Consider the following 21,709-nt stretch of genomic DNA (forward strand, 5'->3'; position numbering starts at 1 on the left):
AGGCTAAATGATATACAGTTAAAAAGATATATGTTAACTATGATTATTCTTATATTTATATATAGTTATACTTATTCTTATATTTATATATAAAACTAACTGTTAAAAATAAGGTTAATAACTCAGCAATTGGTACCGCTAGCCATATCCCATATATATCAAATATATTTGGTAATATCAGCAAACCTATAGTTATAAAGCCAAATGTACGTAAAAAAGATAGTATTGCAGATATTTTTCCATTTGATAGTGCTGTAAACATAGATGATGTAAAAATATTGAATCCACAAAAAATAAAACTAAAAGAAAATATATAAAATCCAGACCTTGCAATCTTATAAACATTACTTCCTCTTTGAGAAAAAATCTCTACTAAACTTGGTGAACATATCATAGAAAACACAAACACCAATAAAGAAGCTATTGAGATAAATAACATACAAATTTTAAAAATGTATTTTAATTGTATATTATTTCTACTTCCATAATTATAGCTTATTATTGGAGCAACTCCCATTGAAAAACCTATATAAATTGAGGTTAAGAGAAACTGAGAATAAATAATTATTGTAATAGCCGCAACTCCATCTTCACCAATCAACTTCATCATTATAATATTAAATAAAAAAGTGGTAACTGCTGTGGATAATTGACTTACCATTTCAGATGAGCCATTAAAACAAGTCTCAAACAACACTTTCTTATCTATTTTAGGTATACAAAATCTAAGTACCCCATTACTTTTTGAAAAGAAACCTAACCCTGCAATAGTAGGAATCAAATATCCTATACCAGTTGCAAGCGCTGCCCCACCAAGACCCATTTGTAATGGAACAATAAACACATAATCTAAAATTATATTAGTACACCCTGCACCTATTACTAACCATAATCCAAACTTTGGTTTTCCAGCTGTCACAAATAGACTTTGAAATAATACTTGTAATATGTTGGCAAAAGCGAAAATCAAAATAATAAGAAGATATGAGCGACAATATTTAATCAAAATCTCACTTGCTCCTAACCATATAATAATATAATCCATAAATACAAATCCAATACCAGTAATTATCATCCCAAGTACAACTCCAGATAATACAATTAAAGTAAAAACCTTATTTGCTTCATCAGTCTCACCGCTTCCCATCTTACGAGCTACTATAGCACTCCCCCCAGTAGCAAGCATCGTTCCAAGTCCAACTATAATATTAATAATAGGACAAACAATATTAATTGCTGATAAAGCATTTGTATTAACAAATCTTGATACGAATATAGTATCAACAATTGTATATAATCCCATAAAAACCATCATAAAAATAGTGGGAAATGCAAATTTTAATAGAGAAAACAAATTAAATCTTTGTGCAAGTAAATTATCCTTCGCATGAAGATTATCTTGTTTCCGATTTTCTGAATAAGATATATCACTCATTCAGGTCATTCTCTTGTGCATTGCTTATATTTAAAATTATATCCAACCTATTAGACATTAAAGGACCTCCTTTCTCCATAAAGATTATATCTAATTACTTGGATAGATTTTTAATTAATCTTGCTATTATACGTTATCATAATATCTAAAAATAACTCCTTAACCTTTACTCCAAGCATTTTACGATTTTAATCACTAACACTTGTTTTTATTGTTTAGTATCACATGAAACCTGTTTACTTATAAACATTCATATAGTATCTTTTTTCAACTCTTTAGAAAATATATGTATCATTACTTCTTCAATAGCCGAGATACTTGCTACAATACAAATAATACTAGTAAACAAACTTATGTTAACCAGATTATAAAATAAAGGTAAACAGAACAACATAAATCCAGATATTTTATTTCCATATGTGTGTAATATAAAAAATGTATTGTATTTATAAATTACTATAATTATTGATGTAATACGAATGATAGCAATTACTACTACCCATAACACTATATACTTTGGTATATTTATTATGGGAAACATAATAACAGATGTGGAGATTACAAAACATATATCTGCTATGCTATCAAGCCTTGAGCCAAATTCACTTGTTAGATTCATTCTTCTAGCTATATATCCATCTAAAAAGTCACTTAAGCCACAAACAATATAGATTATAAAAAATAAATTAGAGAATACTTCTGTTTTAAGTAATACTATTGATAAAATAACTCTAAAAATAGTAATAATATTTGCTATATTTTTAATTCTCATCACCTCAAAGCTGTAAAGTTATTAACTACTTGCACTTTTATAATGCTTCATACCTAACTTCCAAAATCTCCACATAAATAATGTAAACAAGAATACAATTAAGATTGAATATATCAATCCATTCATTGTTATTGTTCCTGATAAAATTTGAGTTGGAATTGTTGACATAATTCCATATGGTAAAATTAAATAGAATAATAATTTAAAAACACCTTCATATATTACTCCAGGAATTTTCATGTTCATTGGTAATAAATTATCTTCTAGTCTCATTATAGCAGAAGATGATATAACAAAAAATGAAACTGTTCGAAGTATAATACCTACATCATAGAAAAGCAATGTCATCAATAATACCATACAGATATACATTATTATTGTGATATAAGTTATTTTTGGATTTAATTCAGATACCCCATATAAAACTATAAGTATACTTGCCAAAATTAATGGAGATGAACCAATATTAATGTTTTCAAATGTCAATCTAAATAGTGGGTCTATTGGTTTTGTAATATAATAATCTAACTCTCCTTCTTGAATTTTCCTTGGAATATCATAAATACCAAAACAGAAAATTGTCATATTTATTGCATTTATTAATGAAAAAGTTCCTATAAATATTAACATCTCTCCATGTTGCCAACCTCCTATTGAGTCTATATGAGAATATATACCATTAAACATTAATAGTTGTAATATAAATAGTGAACTATCTACAAAAAATGCTCCAAAAAAATCAAATCTAAATACCATCATCTTTGATAATTTCATCCTTAATAACATAAATATTATTTTAAAATTTTTTTTCATCATATACCCACCCCATCAAATAGTGTTCTCATTCTTTTATACATGATTTTATTCACTATAAAAAAGAACAAAACCCATAATGATATAATAATCAAGCCTTGTACTGCCTCATTGCTGTTTCTTCCTATTAGTAACATAGATGGTAAATATGTTGTATAATAAAATGGAAATACCTTCATGACTGTTACTAAAACTTCTGGTAAAAGTATAAGTGGTATCATTGTTCCTGTAACAAATTCAGAGATATTTTCAATTATCATTCTAAAAAAACCAATCTCAAGAAATTTAAATGACAAAATACCAATAAAGAAATGGAGTTGCATCATAAAAATAAGCCCTAAAAAAATCATTAAGATTGAAATTACTATTTGAACTGGATTAGATGTAAAAGCAAAATCCAATTTAAATATGAAAATCCATACAAAAGCAGAAATCATGTTAAATACAAAATAGAAACATGTCATTCCAAAATTTTTAGCAATAAAATAATTTTGAACATTAATTGGAATAATCATATATTTTGAAAATGTACCTAGTTTTACACGATTACATATCTCTTCACTAGTACTCTTTGACATATCAATACCTGATAAAAATGAGCTTATTATGTAATAAGACAACATTGAATTAAATGTAAAACCAGAAACTATTTTATTTTCACCAAAAACTGCTTTCCATAAGATATAAGCAAATAAAATTTTTATAATAGTAAACATCATATTAACTACTACATCAAATCTCCAGATAAGTTGTACTTTAAAATTAATTTTGGCTACTTCATAATATCTTCGGATATTTTGTTTAAATTTATAAAACATTGAATGACTAGAATATACCTGATTGTAGTTACTCACGATACTCCTCACTTCCTTTCTTATATATTCTCTCTACAATATTACCTATATCTTCTTCTTCAATTATCACGTCCTTGACATCATAATTATCAAAAATCCATTTAACAGTTTCATTTCCTCTTTCTTTTGGCATAACTACTGATATCTTATGCTTCGTTTGCTCAATGATTTTACAATCTTTAGGAAATTTAATATCAGCTTCATCAGTGAAACTAACTGTTATTTTTTTATATTTCTGGAAATGATTAAACAATTCTTCTGTAGAGCCATCATATATTTTATGACTATTTTCTACAACAATACTTCTACTACATAGACTCTTAATATCCTCCATATAATGAGAAGTAAGTATAATAGTAGTTCCCTTTGTTTCATTCACTTCTTTTAGAAAATATCTAATTTGCTTTTGTGCTACTGCATCTAGACCTATTGTTGGCTCATCTAAGAACAATATTTTAGGATTATGTAGAAGGGCTACTATTAATTCCATTTTCATTCTCTCCCCTAAAGAAAGTGTCCTAACTTGAACGTTTAGATACTCTGATACATCAAATAATTCGATAAAGTAATCCAAGTTTCTTTTATACTCTTCATCAGATATATCATATAACTCTTTAAATAAAAGAAATGTATCTGCTGGTGTCAATTCAAAGAATAATTGACTTTTCTGTCCCATAACAATAGCGTACTGTCTTTTAAAGCTATTTTCCAATTTATTAGGATAATAACCCATAACAGATATATCTCCAGAAGATGGTGAAATAATACCAGTTAGCATCTTAACAAGAGTGGTTTTACCAGCTCCATTTTGACCTATTAATCCAACAAATTCTCCTTCCTCCACTTTTAAATCAAATGATGATATAGCTGTTTTCTCTGTGTATTTCCTGTTAAATAAAGATTTTACACTTCCCATAAGCCCTGCTTCTTTCTCAAATCTTTTATAAGATTTAGTCAGCTGCCTAAGTTCAATTATACTCATTTCAACTACCTCCATATTTTATAATTTATATAAAAAAAGCCCACAGGTATATCTGCCTTTTTCTGTGCATGTATTGACCAGCACAAAAACAGAAAACTCCTGTGGACTAGAAAAGTTAATACTTTCTATTTCAACATAATTATAACCAAAATAATACTATGCAAAATTAATAAAAGCGTAGCAGATTAAAGCCTACTACACCATAGTTTAACAAAGTAATATATATTTCAAATACTATCTGTTGTCATATGTCAGTTATCTATAAAGGCAGAATAAGACACACAAATTAAATGTATCAAAAATACACTTAAAAATTCTGCTTATACAGAATATATGCGTCTCCAACTATTTAATTGTTGGTTACCATTATATAACTCCGACATCAAGGCACTCCTTTCATAGTATCATTATTGACATCATATCATAAAGATTATTTATGTTCAAGTATAGATTAAAACACTAATGCATTTAGATTTATTTTATTTCTTCATAGTTAAATTCAAATCTAATTTACCATTTTTCTTCATAGTTTTAAAATGTAATACTTCTATTAAATTGATTACTTTACTATAATAATTTCATTATAAAAAACATACTTCTCTTTACATATGATGCAATTTATTTAGTTCTATATTATAATATTGTAATAATAGCTTAATTTATAATACACTAAAACTATAAACCGCAAATCTTAAGGGGGTAATCCATGGAAGATAATACAATACAAAAAACATTAAATGATTTATCAAAAAAGATTTGGCATATTTATGTTTTAAATCCAGAAGAAGAAGGTATTAAATTTATTATTTCCTTATTAGATGATAACCTTACATTAATTGGAACAGGAAAACATGAATTTTATGAATCATTAGAAGAATTTATCATGAATCTTAAAAAAGACCAAAAAGAATCAGAACAGATAGACTTTAAAATTATAGATGAATGGTATTCATGTGTCAAAGTCACAGATGAAACTTTTATCGTATATGGAACTCTTTGGGTTATAGAAAAAGATTATTTAGAAAAAGATGTTTATATAGAAATGGATACTCGCTTTACAATAGTATATAAAGTTACAGGTGATATAATTAGACTTATACATGTACACCATTCTATTCCAAATTTTGACCAAATGAAAGATGAATATTATCCTAAAACTATAGCTGAAAAAGCACAAGAAGCATTAGCGATGGCACATGAGTTTAAGCAAAAATCAGAAAAAGACCTCATGACTGGACTATATAATCGACATTTTTTTGAAGTACATATAAAAGAAATGCTTGAAACTGTTTCACATGGCTACTTTTACATTTTTGATTTGGATAATTTCAAACAGGTAAACGACATATTTGGTCATATTCGAGGAGATGAGATACTAATACATTTTTCAGAAATTTTGACTAAAGTATTTATCAATGATGCTATTATCGGAAGACTTGGTGGAGATGAATTTGCTGTTTTTGAATATGGCAATCAATCAAAAGAGGATGTTGAAAATAAAGCAAAAAAGGTTTTAGAATTGTGTTCTAGTAGCAACGCTTGCTCTATAGGTATATCTAGATTAGAAAATAATTTAGAGACCTTTCAGTCTTTATATAAACAGTCCGATTATGCTTTGTATTATTCAAAAAGAAATAATAAAGGAAGTTTTAGTTGGTTTTAGCACAAATACGCTTCTAACCCATCTGGAAATTTTTACTTAATAGACAATAAATTTGCCACCAATACATCGTTAAAGTATCGAACTGGTGGCAAATCTAACATATTAATAGTATAATACTAAGAAAATAAATGAACATAATAAAAACAACTGCACTCATATTCTAATTATCTTACTTATTTTTAAAATATTTTTTATTTAGTTTTGTTTTTATTGCTATCTAATACTACTCCTATAACTAACCCAAAAGATAGACCAATAGCTAAATTTTTAAATATTAAACCCAAAATAACACCAAAGCATAATCCCAATCCCAAATAACTTACGTTCTCATCTTTCATGTCTCTTACTCTCTCCTATCCATATTTATCTATATTATATTAAAATAATCTATATTGCATTTTAAAAGTGCATATCTTACATTCTTAAATTTTATAAGATTACGAGCTTTGTTCCTTAATTTATCATTTTAAAATTTTAATTTATAAACTAAATTTGCCACCGAAATTAAATTACAGTGGCAAATACAATATATCATCTATATAAATATTACTATTTCTTGACTATCTTAGCTACAGTTTCCACATGCGTAGAATGAGGGAACATATCTACAGGCTGAACCTCAACACATTTAAATCCATGCATATTTAGATAATCTAAATCTCTCGCTAAAGTAGAAGGATTACAAGAAACATAAACTATTCTCTCAGGATTCATTGAAACAATAGTTTCTAGGACTTTTTCGTCACATCCCTTTCTAGGTGGGTCTACAACTACGACATTGGCAGTTTTACCCTCACTATACATCTTAGGCACAACCTCTTCTGCCTTGCCAACATAGAATTCTGCATTATGTATGTTGTTTAATCTAGCATTTATCTTAGCATCCTTTATAGCGTCTTCTATAATTTCTATACCATAAACTTTTTTAGCCTTTTGTGCCAAAAATAAAGATATTGTACCTATACCACAGTAGATATCAAAAACAGTATCAGTATCCTTTAGATTTGCATACTCAAGAGCTTTATCATATAATACTTTGGTTTGGACAGGATTTACTTGGAAAAATGATAATGGTGAAATCTCAAACATTAAGTCGCCTATATAATCATTTATTTTACCATCACCATAAATAACTATATTTTCTCTTCCCAAAATAGCATTTGTATCTTTCTGATTTACATTTACAACCAAAGTTTTAAAACCAGGTATATTTTCCTTAAGTACAGAAGCTAATTCTTTAAGATATGGAAGTTTATTTCCATTAGCCACTAATACAACCATCACTTCTTTAGTTGTAAAACCTATTTTTGTTACCAAATGTCTAATTAATCCTGTATGAGTCTTTTCATCATATATACTCACTTTATATGCTCTTATATATGTTTTTATTATCTTAACAATTTTGTCATTTATCTCATGTTGTATTACGCATTTTTCTGTCGATATTACATCATGAGTCTTCTTTTTATAAAAACCAATAATCGGGACACCATCATTCTTTTGTATTGGAAATTGTGCTTTATTTCTATATCTATATGGATTCTCCATTCCTATAGTGTCATGAACTTCTACATCTTCTAACTTACCTATTCTAGTAAGTACTTGCTTAACTTCATTCGTTTTCATTTCAAGCTGCTTATTATAATCTAAATCCTGTATCTGACATCCTCCACAATCCCTAAGATTATCATTACACACTCTTTTTACTCTAAATGGAGATTTTTCTATTATCTCAACAATATCTCCTACAGCATAATTTTTCTTTAATTTATTAATCCTAACTTTGACCTTATCTTGTATTAATCCGCCCTCTACAAAAACTGTAATACCATTGTACTTTCCTACTCCTACTCCGCCTTGTCCAATGTCTACTATATCTACAATATACACCTCGTTTTTCGAAAGCATAAATCACCCTCCAATCAATCTATTATATTTAAACCTTTACAAACTTTTTTCTTTAAATTTATATTAAAATATTGCTATTAACTAAACTATATTTTTTACTAAGCTACAATATTTTATTTTACCAAAAAAAAAGGAGCTTATAAAGCCCCTTGATAAATAAATTTATTATTTTTCCTATAAAACTCTAGTTGAACCTCTATATACCACACCTCTTGATGCATCCACAGTTACAACATCTCCATCTTTTACTAGATTTGTTATATCTGTAGCAGACACGATAACTGGTATATCTAAGTTTATACCTACAATAGCTGTATGTGATGTCATTCCACCATTTTCCGTTACTACAGCTCCTGCTTTCTCTATATAATTGTTCATTTCAGCATCAGTAGTAGTAGAAACAAGTATGTCTCCTTCATTGAAATCTATACAAGTCTCACCATTCTTTACTATACGAACTTTACCTTCAACTGTTTGATTACCTACACCTATACCTTGAACAATTTCTTCACTTATTACATGTACCTTTATTAAGTTAGTAGTTCCACTTACTCCTACTGGTACTCCAGCAGTTATAACTACTAATTCTCCATTATCTATATAATCTGCTTGTCTAGCTGCTTCTATTGCTTTTTCTATAACTTCATCTGTATTTCCTGCAACAGAAGATTTAACTGGATAAACTCCCCATGTAAGAGCTAATTTATTCATAGTCTTTTCATTATTTGTAGTGGCTATTATTGGAGATTTTGGTCTAAACTTAGATACCATTCTAGCAGTGTATCCTGAAGAAGTAGATGTTATTATAGCTGATGCATTTAAATCTACTGCTGTTGTACAAGTTGCATGACTTATTGCATCTGTTACAGTAACATTGTTAGTACCATTTTCCTTTAGTAATCTATCATAATCTAAAGTTTCTTCTGTTCTTTTTGCTATTGTAGCCATCATTTTTACTGCTTCTACAGGATATTTTCCAGCAGCAGTTTCTCCAGATAACATTATCGCATCTGTTCCATCATATATAGCATTAGCAACATCTGTAACTTCTGCTCTTGTTGGTCTTGGATTTCTTATCATAGAATCAAGCATTTGAGTTGCAGTTACAACTGGTTTTGCTAATTCATTACATTTTTTTATCATCATTTTTTGAACTATTGGCATCTCTTCAGTAGGTATTTCAACACCTAAGTCACCTCTAGCTACCATTATACCATCAGAAACCTTTAATATTTCGTCTAGGTTCTCTACACCTTCTTGGTTTTCTATCTTAGATATTATTTGTATATCAGTTGCATTATTGTTCTCTAGTATTTCTCTTATCGCTAGTACATCAGATGCCTTTCTTACAAAAGAAGCTGCTATATAATCTATACCTTGACCTATCCCAAACTCTATATCGCTTATATCTTTAGGAGTTATTGCTGGTAAATTTATCTTAACACCAGGTACATTTACTCCTTTATGATTTTTAACTATTCCCGAGTTTTCAACAATACAAACTATATCTTCCCCATTTATTTCTTTTACTCTTAAACCAACTAGACCATCATCTATTAATATAGAATCTCCTGCTTTAACGTCTTCAGCAAGTCCTTTATAGCTTACTGTACACATTTCTTTAGTTCCCATAACGTCTTTCATAGTTATAGTAAACTTTTGTCCTTCTTCTAAAAGTACCTCTGGGTCTTCAAAATTACCTGTTCTAATTTCTGGACCTTTAGTGTCTAATAATATAGCAACTGGCTTATTTAATTTTTCTCTAACTTTTTTCGCCATATCTATTCTTTCCTTATGCTCTTCATGAGAACCATGAGAAAAGTTAAATCTACACACATTTAGACCATTTTGCATAAGTTGAGTTAAAACCTCTTCACTTTGTGATGCTGGACCTAGTGTACAAACAATTTTTGTCTTCTTTACATTATTTAACATATTTGCTCCTCCTGAGATATTATTCCACAGATTTATTTTTAATACTAAAACTTATATAGATAATATTTTTGCCATCTCATAAGCTTCTTTATCAAATACTTTCTTTTGAGCTAAAGCTTCACTTATTTCTAAATCAATTATCTTATTTTCTTTTATTCCTACAACTCTAGCTGATTTTCCATCTAGTAATAATTCTACTGCTCTTACACCAAGTCTACTTGCTAGTATTCTATCAAATACAGTTGGGCTTCCTCCTCTTTGGACATGACCCAATACAGTTACTCTTAAATCTGCTCCTGACTCTTTTTTAAGTTCTTTTTCTAAATCGCTAGCACTTCCGACTCCTTCTGCTAGAACGATTATACTATGTCTCTTACCTCTTTTTTGAGTAGTCTTTAGTCTTAAAGCAACTTCATCCACTTTAATTTCTACTTCTGGTACTATTATAGTTTCAGCTCCCCCTGCAAGACCTGCATATAGAGCTAAGTCTCCACAGTGTCTTCCCATTACTTCAACTATATTAACTCTTTCATGAGAAGATGATGTATCTCTTATCTTACCTATAGCATCTATAATAGTATTCATTGCAGTATCAAATCCTATAGTATAATCTGTATATGCTAAATCATTGTCTATAGTTCCTGGTATACCTATAGCTGGAAATCCTAAGTCACTAAGTTTTTGAGCTCCTGTAAATGAGCCATCTCCACCAATTACAACTAAACAATCAATTTTATACTTTTTAAGAATTTTTACTGCTTTTAGTCTACCTTCTTCTGTTTTAAATTCTTCACATCTAGAAGATTTTAATATAGTTCCTCCTCTGTGTATGATATCTCCAACAGAAGATAAGTTCATTTCAGTTAAATCTTCCTCTAGTAATCCCTTATATCCTCTATTGATTCCATATACTTTGCATCCATAATATATTGCTGACCTTACAACCGCTCTAATCGCAGCATTCATTCCTGGAGCATCTCCTCCACTTGTTAGTAATCCTATAGTTTTCATTTTTTACCTCCTTGGATTTTATGTCAATTTTTTATTATAATCATTGTTATTGTATGTTAATGGACTTTTTTTGTCCCTATATCATTTTTCAATCCCATCAAGACTAAAAAAATTAAATGTCCTTAAATGTCCATTTTGTGATATTATATCACAAAACGGACAATATTTTTCATATTATTATAATATATTTAGATTTTTATCCAAAAAACTAAGCTTTTATTTTTATGTTATCTTTAGGAAGTAACTTTTCTAAGTTATTTATAAATTCATCGCATATACAGGTCAATACCCCTGTCATTTTATACGCTTTGCGCTTACCATTTATATTTTCATCCATAGGATATAGGTATATACTATCATTACCTGGATGTTGTTTAGCTATTTCTACAATATTATTGGTTGTATCTGTGTCAGACATACTATCTATTTTCAAATACAATTTTTTACCACTTTCTGGTTTAATGTTTTGTATACTTTTAGTTCTTCCTGAATTGTAGCTTCTAGTTGCAAAATCAGTGCTATCGTTTATATCTTTTATTTCTCTAGCTATAAGTTTTGCATTTTCGCCTTCTTTTATACTTAATGTTCCTTTTACATAGATTATATTATCTTCATTTAAAATGACATTGTATTTTTGTAATAATTGAGGAAAAACTACTATTTCTATAGCACCATACAAATCTTCTAATTCAATAAATGCCATAATTTCATTTCTCTTTGTAGTTTTTATAGTTTTATTCACAATCATTCCGCCCATTATGGCATCTGTTTCATTCATTTGTATATATGCTTCTTCGTCCTCTTTTAATGAATTTAATTTTCCATTATCTATAGATGTCTTTTCTTGCAACTCTTTTTCAAATTGTGATAAAGGATGTCCACTTACATACATTCCCAGCACTTCCTTTTCAAGGTTAAGTTTCTCTCTTTCCTCATACTCTTGCCTTTTAGGTAAACTATATATCTGTTGAAAATCATTATCTTCTTCACTATCTCCAAAAGCATCAAATAGAGAAATTTGACCTTGAACATTTTTCTTTCTATCCATAGATACACTTTCTAATAAGCTTTCATAACCAACCATTAAGCTAGCTCTATTTTCACTTATGTTATCAAAAGCTCCACATTTTATTAGACTTTCTATTACTCTTTTATTTGTATCTTTTTGGTCTAATCTTTTAACTAAATCTACTAAATCTACAAATAATCCATTAGATTCTCTTTCATCAATTATGTTGTTTATTATGTTTACACCAACATTCTTTACAGCAGCTAGGCCAAACCTTATATTATTCCCTTCAACTGAAAACTTTGAAAAACTTTTATTTATATCTGGAGGTAATACATCTATTTCTAATGCTTTACATTCTCTTATATACTCAACTACCTTGTCAGTATTTCCCATAACACTTGTTATTAATGCTGCCATAAATTCAACTGGATAATATGTTTTTAGATAAGCTGTCTCATATGCTAAAACTCCATATGCTGCTGCATGTGATTTATTAAATGCATAACGAGCAAAGTCTATCATATCATCAAATATTTTATTAGCTATTTCTTCTTCTACACCATTTCTTATGCAGCCTGCAATTTCTATGTTACCATCCTCATCAAACTTACCATGAATAAAATACTGTCTTTCTTCTTCCATTACATCCATCTTTTTCTTACTCATGGCTCTTCTAACTAAGTCACTTCGACCATAACTATAACCGCCCAAATCTCTAACAACCTGCATAACTTGCTCTTGATACACCAAACAACCATAGGTTACTTCCATTATAGGCTTTAGTTTTTCATGTAGATATGTTACATCTTTTGGATTACTTTTATTTTTTATATATGCAGGTATAGAGTCCATTGGACCTGGTCTAAATAGAGATATTCCCGCTACAATATCTTCAAAGTTATCTGGTCTTAGTTGCTTAATAAAGCTTCTCATACCAGCACTCTCCAACTGGAATACTCCTAATGTATTTCCAGATGAAAGCATCTCATATACCTTTGGGTCATCATAATCCATCTTTGAAAAGTCTATTTTTTCTGTATAATTTTTTATAACTCTATTTTTTTCTATTAGGTCAAGAGTATCTCTTATAACTGTCAGCGTTCTTAATCCAAGAAAGTCCATCTTTAAAAGACCAAGTTCTTCAAGTGTCGTCATAGTAAATTGTGTTGTTATTGCATCTTGATGCTTATATAAAGGCACATACTCATCCACAGGATTTTTTGATATAACTACTCCTGCTGCATGAGTAGAAGCATGTCTTAGCATTCCTTCTATCTGTTTAGATATATTTATTATCTCTTTTGTTTCAGGGTCTTGGTCATACAATTCTTTAAGATTAGGATTTGTATCTAGAGCTTTATCTATTGTCATCCCTAAAGCAAAAGGAATTTCTTTAGCTATCTTGTCAACTTTATTGTAGCCTATATCTAACACTCTACCAACATCTCTTATTGCAGCTTTTGCACCCATTGTCCCAAAAGTTATTATTTGTGCGACATGGTCATCACCATATTTTCTCTTTACATAATCTATAACTTCTTCTCTTCTCTCATAACAAAAGTCTATATCTATATCTGGCATAGATATACGTTCTGGATTTAAAAAACGTTCAAACAAGAGAGAATATTTTATTGGGTCTATATCAGTTATCTTAAGTGTATAAGCCACTATTGAGCCTGCTGCACTACCTCTACCTGGACCTACTATAATATTATTTTCTTTAGAGAAATTTATGAAATCCCATACAATTAAGAAGTACTCCACATAACCCATTTTTTCAATTACATCTAATTCATAATTTAACCTCTCTAATACCTCATCACTAGGACTATCATATCTCTCTTTTAATCCATTAAAACATAACTCCCTTAAGTAAGTTTCTGGTGTATATCCTTTTGGAACATCATACTTAGGAAGATGTATAGTATTAAAATCAAACTCTACATTACACATGTCAGCTATTTTCGTAGTGTTGTCAATAGCTTCTAATGCATATGGAAATAGTTCTTCCATTTCTTCTCTTGATTTCAAATAAAACTCATCACTACCAAATCTCATTCTATTTGGGTCATTTAATGTTTTTCCCATTTGAATACACATAAGTACATCGTGTATCTTTGAATCTTCCTTATTTACATAGTGAACATCATTAGTTGCAACCAGTGGAATACCAGTCTCTTTTGATAACTTCACTAGTCCAGAATTTACTTCTTTTTGCTCAGGCAAATTATGGTCTTGAATCTCCAAAAAGAAATTTTCTTCTCCAAATATATCTCTGTAATCAATAGCAAATTGTTTTGCCTTATCATAATTTCTATTCATTAAAGCACGTGCTACATCTCCTGCAAGACATGCAGAAAGTGCTATAATCCCTTTATTGTGTCTTTTAAGTTCTTCCATGTCAACTCTAGGCTTATAATAAAAGCCTTCTACATATGAAGTTGAAACTATTTTTATTAAATTTTTATAACCTTCTATATTTTTAGCTAATAGGACTAAATGTCCTTGATATTTATCATAGTTTGGGTCTTTATCTCTAAGCCCACGTGCAGCTGTGTAAACTTCACACCCTATAATTGGCTTTATTCCTTCTTCCATAGCTGTTTTGTAGAAATCTATAACACCAAACATACAACCATGGTCAGTGATAGCTATTGAGCTCATATTTAACTCCTTAGCTCTTTTTATAAGTTTTTTCACCCTCGAAAATCCATCAAGTAAACTATACTCAGTATGTACATGAAGATGAGCAAAATCTTTGTTCATTAAATCACCTCCTGTTTTATAAATTTAATTTTACCACAAATATATGTCTTAAAACAAAAACAGAGACTTTTATCTCAAAATAGGGATTAACTTCAACATATCCCATTATATGTTAAAAATTAATACTTATTCTGAGATTGTCCCCTCATTTTATTACAACGATTTTTTTCTCAAATCTGTCGCGATTTCCTCTATTTTTCTAAGTCTATGATTTACACCAGATTTTCCTATTGGTGGCTCTAACATCTCTCCAAGTTCTTTGAGAGTCATGTCCTCATACTCAATTCTAATCTTAGCTATTTCTTGTAGATTTTCTGGCAAACTGCTAATTCCTATAGTTTCTTGTATGAACTTAATATTTTCCACTTGTCTTACTGCTGCATTTACTGTTTTAGAAAGGTTAGCTGTCTCACAATTTACTATCCTGTTTACATTATTTCTCATTTCTTTTACTATTTTAGTATTTTGGAGACTTAAAAGAGCGTGGTGTCCTCCTATAATACTCAGCAAATCAGATATTTGCTCACTTTCTTTAATATAAACAACATGATTATTTTTTCTAGCCACAATTTTACTATTAAAACCTAAAGAGTTTATAAGTTCTTTTAAAGAATCTGCAAACTCCTCATTGTTAGTCACAAATTCCATATGATAGTTCTTTTCTGGGTCACTTATAGAACCTCCGCCAAGAAAAGCACCTCTTATGAAAGCTCTTTTACACCCTTCGTGTTTAATTAAGTTATCTGGGATTTTGTTTATAGTAAAAAATCCTTCTTTATCTTCAAGTATACCTAATTTTTTTAATAATATTTCTGAACCCATTTCACTCGTTACCATTAATACATAACTGTTATTTCTCTTCAACATTTGATTCTTATTTACAGAGATTGTAGTATTAATATTAAAATTCTTTTTTAATAACTTAAATACTTTTCGGGCTATCGAATTTAATTCAGTTGTTATCTTTAGATTTAGCTTTTTATATCCAACGATTTGTATACTTCCCCCTGATTTGACTAAAGCTGATAATTCAGCTATATTACAACATTCATTCTCAGATACAATTCTCGCTAGTTCATTTTTGGTTTCAGTTGAAAAAGACATCTCTATCACCTATTAACTAATTTTTCTTTAACCTTTTTTTTATTTCTTGTAAAGCAACCTTTATTATCTCCTTTTCATCATCGTACCTAGCTAGGTCTACTACTCTATCTAGATGGATAAATTTGGCATCAATAAAGCCTTCCTCTTTTTGTGGAATAGTATCCATATTCTTTGCTTGCATCAAATACCAAAAAACTGTTTTATGAACTGCTCTGTTTTCATCCCAGTTTTCTTTGAATGTATAATGTATTTCACCTAAATATTTCAATATATCTGCCTTTACTCCAGTTTCTTCACTTACTTCACGTAATGCTGCCTCTTGGTTATTTTCCCCTTCTTCTACTTTTCCTTTGGGTAGCACCCAATCTCCATTGAACTTCCTTAGTAAAAGAATCGTATTGCCAAACAGGACTACACCACCAGCACTAACCTCTTCTCTCATCGATGTTCACTCCTTAAAACTAACATAATGATAAGGATTTCTACACAATTTTTTAAAATCCTTTTTTACTAACTTTTGTTGTAATTATGATTTAGGGCTAACTCAATAACTATGTTAGATATATACTTTGCATCATGTCTTATATAATTATTTTTTATTTCAATTAAATTCTTTTCTACAGTTCTTATACCCATATCTTTTAATTTATCTTTTTGCTTTTTATCTAGCAAAACTTGTTCTGCTCCATCTTGTCTATATAAGTTGAGCATTTCCTCAGGTAATATCTCATTATTTGCTATTACATAATCTATCAAATTTTCATCAGTATGCTTTACTATAGCCTCAACATGTTCTAATACATTATAACCTTCTGTCTCGCCTGGTTGAGTCATTATATTTGATATATATACTTTTGGAGCTAAAGACGATTTAATTGCATCTACAATCCCATCTACAAGCAAATTTGGTATTATACTTGTATATAGGCTTCCAGGACCCATGATTATAATATCAGCATCATAAATAGAAGCAATAACATCCTTTAATGGTTTTACATCTTTTGGATTTAAGAAAATTTTGTCAATAGAGCTTTTCTGACTTTTTGATTCTTTAGGTATGCTAGATTCTCCATTTATTATGTTGCCATTCTCCAATTTCGCGACCAAGTTTACATCTTCTAAAGTTACTGGCAAAACTCTTCCTGTTATAGCAAAAATCTCACTTAATTTATATACAGCTTTTTCAAAGTTTCCATATAATCCATTCATAGCAGCTAAAAATAGATTTCCAAAACTCTGACCTTTCAAAAGTCCTTCTGTAAACCTATATTGCATGACTTCATTCATTGTTGGTTCTATATTTGCAAGTGCTAATAGACAGTTTCTTATATCTCCTGGTGGTAGCATCCCTAAGTCTTCTCTCAGTACACCTGAACCTCCACCATCATCAGCAACAGTAACAATCGCAGTTATATTCTGTGTAGTATGTTTAAGACCTCTTAAAAATACTGACTGACCAGTACCTCCACCTATCACAACCACATTTGGGTCTCTATTTTCAACAATAGACCTTTGAAATAATTTTACTTTTTCATTCTTTGCTTTCTTATATATAAATAACGATACAATTAATGCAATCCAACCTAAAATTCCTACAATAATAAGTAATTTAGCCATGTTTGCCTCCATTATCGTAACATAGAGTCTCTGTGTTTCTTTACAACCCTATATCCTTTATTAGATAAATCCTCCGCTATAAGATTTGTTATAGTAACTGACCTATGTCTTCCACCTGTACATCCAACACCAATTACTAAATGTTGTTTTCCTTCCTCTATATATTGAGGCACTAAAAAATGAATCATATCTAAAAGTTTTATATAAAATTCTTCACTTATTTTAGAATTCATAACATAGTCTCTAACTTCTTTATCATCACCCGTTTTAGACCTTAATTCTTCAATATAATAGGGATTTGGAAGAAATCTTACATCGAATACTAAATCTGCATCAGCAAGTATACCATGTTTAAATCCAAAAGATACTACAGATATTGTTAAGTTTGGATTATCTTCACCAGAAGAATATATTTTCTTTATTTCTTCTTTAAGGTCTTTTGGCTTCATATTAGTTGTATCAATTATACAAGTGGATAATTCCTTTAAAGGCTCCATTATTTTTCTTTCCATTTTTATACCTTCTGGAATCTGCATATCTTTTGCCAATGGATGATTTCTTCTTGTCATTTTATATCTTTTTAACAATACATCATCATTGCAATCCAAATATACCATTTCATATTCATAATTTTCTTTTTCCAAGTAATTTAAGCTTTCATGAAGAGCTTCAAAAAACTTTCTTCCTCTTATATCTATACCTAGAGCAACTTTATCAATACTTGAATTCGGCTGATAACATAATTCTGCAAATTTAGTTATCAAAGCAGGAGGTAGATTATCTACACAATAAAATCCCATATCCTCTAAAGCTCTCATTGTCTCACTTTTTCCAGATCCTGAAAGACCTGTAACTATAACAAATTTCATTGCTAACTCCTCCCTTTTATCTTATGTTTATTCTATTATAATGTTTTCTACTAATGATACATCTAGATTAGAATCAAATATAGTCTTTATAGCCAGTTCAAAGTCACCGACTCTTTGTGGACAATGTGCATCTGAGCCTATTACAAATGTATTTTTTAACTCTTTTATCTTGTTTAACTGATTCACATTTAAAAAAGAATGGCTACTATTTATTTCAAGTCTAGTATCTGTCTTTTTTGCTATCTTTGCTACTTCTTCTATATAAACATCGCCTTTATCTCCAGGATGAGTAATTATAAAAATATCATTATTACTCATTGCATTTATTACAGCTTTTGTATTATATTCTTTTGCTTTTTCAGTTTTGAATACATAATTATTACAATGATTTAATAGACTTTTGAATGATGTTGGAGTAGAACCAAAATGATATCCAGCCATAATATAATCAAATTCTTTAATAAATTTATCTTCCATATCTATATTGCCTTTATCATCTAATATGTTACATTCCATACCCAAGAGTATATTTATATCACCATATTTATCATTCAAATAGTTTACTTCTTCTCTCATTTTAAGAATATCTTTTTTCTTTACACCATATGCAATATGCTTATAACTATGGTCTGATATCCCTATTGTCTTTATTCCTTTAGAAATGGCCACCTTTACATTGTCTTCAATAGTCCCTTTTCCATGACTATATAATGTATGTGTATGATAATCAGCCAGTATTTTCATCAGTTAATCCTCTCCAAGTATTTTGACTTCTTCTTCCAACATAACCCCAAACTTGGCATATACAGCACTTTTTATAACATATATTAAATCTAAGATATCTTTAGCATTTGCTTCTCCTCTATTAACTACAAATCCACAATGCTTCTCAGACACTTGTGCTCCTCTCAAAGTAAGACCTCTTAATCCAGTTTCTTCTATTAATTTACCTGCAAAATATCCTGTTGGTCTTTTAAATGTACTTCCTGCACTAGCAAAATTTAATGGTTGTTTAGTTATTCTTCTTGTTGCCAAATCGTCCATTAAACTTTTTATTTCATCATAATTGCCTTTTTGCAATTCTAATTCTGCGGATAAAGCTATATAGCCATTTTTTGATATTATGCTTTTTCTATACCCAAATTCCATCTGTTCATTTGATAATTCAAATATATTTCCTTCCATATCCATCAATTTTACTGACTTTACTATATCCTTCATTTCACCACCATATGCTCCAGCATTCATGGCTAATGCTCCTCCCAATGTTCCAGGTATTCCTGATGCAAATTCAAATCCTTTTAATTCCTGCTTTTGAAGAGCTTTACCTAAAACTGATAATAAAACTCCTGACTGAGCAATCATCCTAGTATCATTTATCTCATAAGAATTGAAATTATCTGCCAATTCTATTACAACGCCTCTTATTCCACCATCTTTAATTAAAATATTTGAGCCATTTCCAATTATTAAATATGGAATTGATTCCTTTTTCACCAAAAGAAGTACATTTTTTAATTGCTCTTCTGTTCTAGGTCTAACCAATATATCTGCTGGTCCTCCTACTCTAAATGAAATATGCTTTTTCATAGGTTCATCAACCTTTATATCATCTTTACTTAATATATTTAATAAATTTTCATATATATCTTGATTATTCATTGTATTTCCTCCCAAATTATACTGAACTTTAGCTGTCATTCTTATTTAAATTACATTAATATATAGTATTAACTATATTCAATAATATATGATTTTGCTTATCATATGGATTTTATATTTTAAGTTTCTTAATTACAAACTATATTCAATAAATATATAATAAATTAAAAAAAAAAAAATAACAACATATAAAAGAATATAAATAATTTAAAAAAAGCATCAATATCACTGATATCAATGCTTTAAAAGGCAATTTAATTCGTATTATTTATCTAACTATTTTTAACATAGCAAAGATAATAAATTCCTCCAACTATTATGGAGCCCCCAACGATATTTCCAAGTGTTACAAATACTAAATTAGTTATGAATTGAACCATAGTTATATTTGCTCCTAATACCATCCCCATTGGTATAAAAAACATGTTTGCAACGCTATGTTGGAATCCACATAACACAAATAACATTATTACTGTCCAGCATGAACCTAACTTTGAAATTACATCTTGTGATGCTGTAGCCATCCATACAGCTAAAACTACTAGAACATTACAAAGTATTCCTTTTAAAAACATGGAAACCATAGTTGAATTAACTTTAGCTTCTGCCACAGCTATAGCTTTTGTAGCTACATCCCCTGTCAATGTAGAAGAATAAAATAAAATTGCTACTAACAAAACTGAACCTACTAAATTTGCAAAATAAACCAGTCCCCAGTTTCTTAACATTTTTCCTAATGTTATTTTTTTGTCCATAAGTGGAATAAGCATTAAAGTATTTCCAGTGAATAACTCTGCTCCTGCTACCACTACAAGCATAAGACCTACTGGAAATATCATAGCACTTAAAAAACTAGCTACCCCTGGGTCTATCTTAGCAAAAGTCTGACTAACTATCATACTTCCCAATGCCCCTAACCCTATAAATGCTCCTCCAAATAAACCTAATAAAATTGCATTTTGTGTTGAAATATTCGCTTTTTTGATGCCAGCACTTATTGTTGCTTGTGCTGTTTCCCCAGGTGTCAAGAATCCTTTACTCATAAATCCTTCCCCCTTAAAAATTATACTTTTCCTTGTCTTTTTATGGCAATAATTATATAATAACAATATGATATATAATAAATTTTATTAACATAAAAAATATACTATATGCATATATATAGCTGTCTCATATAATTATACTATTTATTATATACCAACTTTGTTAATTTCGAAATAATTTATATTGAATTTGAAAAATTTACCTCTCGATTATTTATTTTACTTTTTTATTGTTGAGGTATTATATATAATAGATATATGTT

At 29.2% G+C, this 21,709-nt stretch carries 18 protein-coding genes; 1 reads left to right on the forward strand and 17 read right to left on the reverse strand.

Features of this window, described 5'->3' with window-relative positions:
- Window positions 1-55: 55 nt before the first annotated feature.
- From Q3304_RS11690 to Q3304_RS11710, 5 genes are all read right to left on the reverse strand, one after another.
- Window positions 56-1,435: an MATE family efflux transporter gene (locus tag Q3304_RS11690; RefSeq protein ID WP_407812391.1), complete on the reverse strand. Its 1,380-nt coding sequence runs from the start codon at window positions 1,433-1,435 to the stop codon at window positions 56-58.
- A gap of 250 nt (window positions 1,436-1,685) precedes the next feature.
- A complete protein-coding gene (locus Q3304_RS11695; RefSeq protein WP_407814431.1) occupies window positions 1,686-2,207 on the reverse strand; it encodes a CDP-alcohol phosphatidyltransferase family protein in 522 nt (173 codons plus the stop codon).
- Window positions 2,208-2,228: 21 nt separating this feature from the next.
- Window positions 2,229-3,023 carry an ABC-2 family transporter protein gene (locus Q3304_RS11700; protein WP_176702494.1) on the reverse strand — a complete coding sequence of 265 codons (795 nt, stop codon included), beginning with the start codon at window positions 3,021-3,023 and terminating at the stop codon, window positions 2,229-2,231.
- Window positions 3,020-3,874 carry an ABC-2 family transporter protein gene (locus tag Q3304_RS11705; RefSeq protein WP_227832164.1) on the reverse strand — a complete coding sequence of 285 codons (855 nt, stop codon included), beginning with the start codon at window positions 3,872-3,874 and terminating at the stop codon, window positions 3,020-3,022. Before Q3304_RS11705 ends, Q3304_RS11700 begins: the two co-directional genes overlap by 4 nt.
- Window positions 3,867-4,856, reverse strand: coding sequence for an ATP-binding cassette domain-containing protein (locus Q3304_RS11710; protein ID WP_054271780.1), 990 nt, complete (start codon window positions 4,854-4,856; stop codon window positions 3,867-3,869). Before Q3304_RS11710 ends, Q3304_RS11705 begins: the two co-directional genes overlap by 8 nt.
- A 706-nt stretch (window positions 4,857-5,562) precedes the next feature.
- Between Q3304_RS11710 and Q3304_RS11715 the strand changes: the two genes are divergently transcribed.
- The gene (locus tag Q3304_RS11715; protein WP_407814430.1) at window positions 5,563-6,519 is read left to right on the forward strand and encodes a GGDEF domain-containing protein; all 957 of its coding nucleotides are present in this window, start codon (window positions 5,563-5,565) and stop codon (window positions 6,517-6,519) included.
- Between the two features lie 191 nt (window positions 6,520-6,710).
- Here Q3304_RS11715 and Q3304_RS11720 read toward each other — a convergent pair whose 3' ends face one another.
- The 12 genes from Q3304_RS11720 to Q3304_RS11775 all read right to left on the reverse strand — a co-directional run bounded on the left by Q3304_RS11720 (window position 6,711) and on the right by Q3304_RS11775 (window position 21,446).
- Entirely contained in the window at window positions 6,711-6,857 is a 147-nt protein-coding gene (locus Q3304_RS11720) for a hypothetical protein (RefSeq protein WP_167640151.1), read from the reverse strand.
- Window positions 6,858-7,068: 211 nt separating this feature from the next.
- The gene (gene rlmD, locus Q3304_RS11725) at window positions 7,069-8,427 is read right to left on the reverse strand and encodes a 23S rRNA (uracil(1939)-C(5))-methyltransferase RlmD (RefSeq protein WP_407814429.1); all 1,359 of its coding nucleotides are present in this window, start codon (window positions 8,425-8,427) and stop codon (window positions 7,069-7,071) included.
- A gap of 174 nt (window positions 8,428-8,601) precedes the next feature.
- The gene (gene pyk, locus Q3304_RS11730) at window positions 8,602-10,362 is read right to left on the reverse strand and encodes a pyruvate kinase (protein WP_407814428.1); all 1,761 of its coding nucleotides are present in this window, start codon (window positions 10,360-10,362) and stop codon (window positions 8,602-8,604) included.
- Between the two features lie 51 nt (window positions 10,363-10,413).
- Complete coding sequence (pfkA, locus tag Q3304_RS11735; protein WP_054271841.1) at window positions 10,414-11,373, reverse strand: 6-phosphofructokinase; 960 nt, start codon at window positions 11,371-11,373, stop codon at window positions 10,414-10,416.
- A gap of 208 nt (window positions 11,374-11,581) precedes the next feature.
- Window positions 11,582-15,151 (reverse strand): DNA polymerase III subunit alpha, encoded by a 3,570-nt coding sequence (locus Q3304_RS11740; protein WP_054275750.1) that lies wholly within the window; start codon window positions 15,149-15,151, stop codon window positions 11,582-11,584.
- Window positions 15,152-15,304: 153 nt separating this feature from the next.
- Complete coding sequence (gene whiA / locus Q3304_RS11745) at window positions 15,305-16,255, reverse strand: DNA-binding protein WhiA (protein WP_054271843.1); 951 nt, start codon at window positions 16,253-16,255, stop codon at window positions 15,305-15,307.
- A gap of 16 nt (window positions 16,256-16,271) precedes the next feature.
- Window positions 16,272-16,697: an NUDIX hydrolase gene (locus Q3304_RS11750; RefSeq protein WP_003416968.1), complete on the reverse strand. Its 426-nt coding sequence runs from the start codon at window positions 16,695-16,697 to the stop codon at window positions 16,272-16,274.
- Between the two features lie 68 nt (window positions 16,698-16,765).
- Window positions 16,766-17,872, reverse strand: a complete 1,107-nt coding sequence (yvcK, locus tag Q3304_RS11755) for a gluconeogenesis factor YvcK family protein (RefSeq protein ID WP_161803422.1) — start codon at window positions 17,870-17,872, stop codon at window positions 16,766-16,768.
- An 11-nt stretch (window positions 17,873-17,883) separates the two neighbouring features.
- A complete protein-coding gene (rapZ, locus tag Q3304_RS11760) occupies window positions 17,884-18,741 on the reverse strand; it encodes an RNase adapter RapZ (protein WP_054271845.1) in 858 nt (285 codons plus the stop codon).
- A gap of 27 nt (window positions 18,742-18,768) precedes the next feature.
- On the reverse strand, window positions 18,769-19,485 hold the full coding sequence (locus Q3304_RS11765) for a PHP domain-containing protein (RefSeq protein ID WP_054275752.1): 717 nt from the start codon (window positions 19,483-19,485) through the stop codon (window positions 18,769-18,771).
- 3 nt (window positions 19,486-19,488) lie between these two features.
- Window positions 19,489-20,403, reverse strand: a complete 915-nt coding sequence (murB, locus tag Q3304_RS11770; RefSeq protein WP_054271847.1) for a UDP-N-acetylmuramate dehydrogenase — start codon at window positions 20,401-20,403, stop codon at window positions 19,489-19,491.
- 272 nt (window positions 20,404-20,675) lie between these two features.
- Complete coding sequence (locus tag Q3304_RS11775; RefSeq protein ID WP_054271848.1) at window positions 20,676-21,446, reverse strand: formate/nitrite transporter family protein; 771 nt, start codon at window positions 21,444-21,446, stop codon at window positions 20,676-20,678.
- Window positions 21,447-21,709: the final 263 nt, after the last annotated feature.

Origin of the sequence: Clostridioides sp. GD02377 (assembly GCF_045899875.1) — a bacterium.
Lineage (GTDB): Bacteria > Bacillota > Clostridia > Peptostreptococcales > Peptostreptococcaceae > Clostridioides > Clostridioides difficile_A.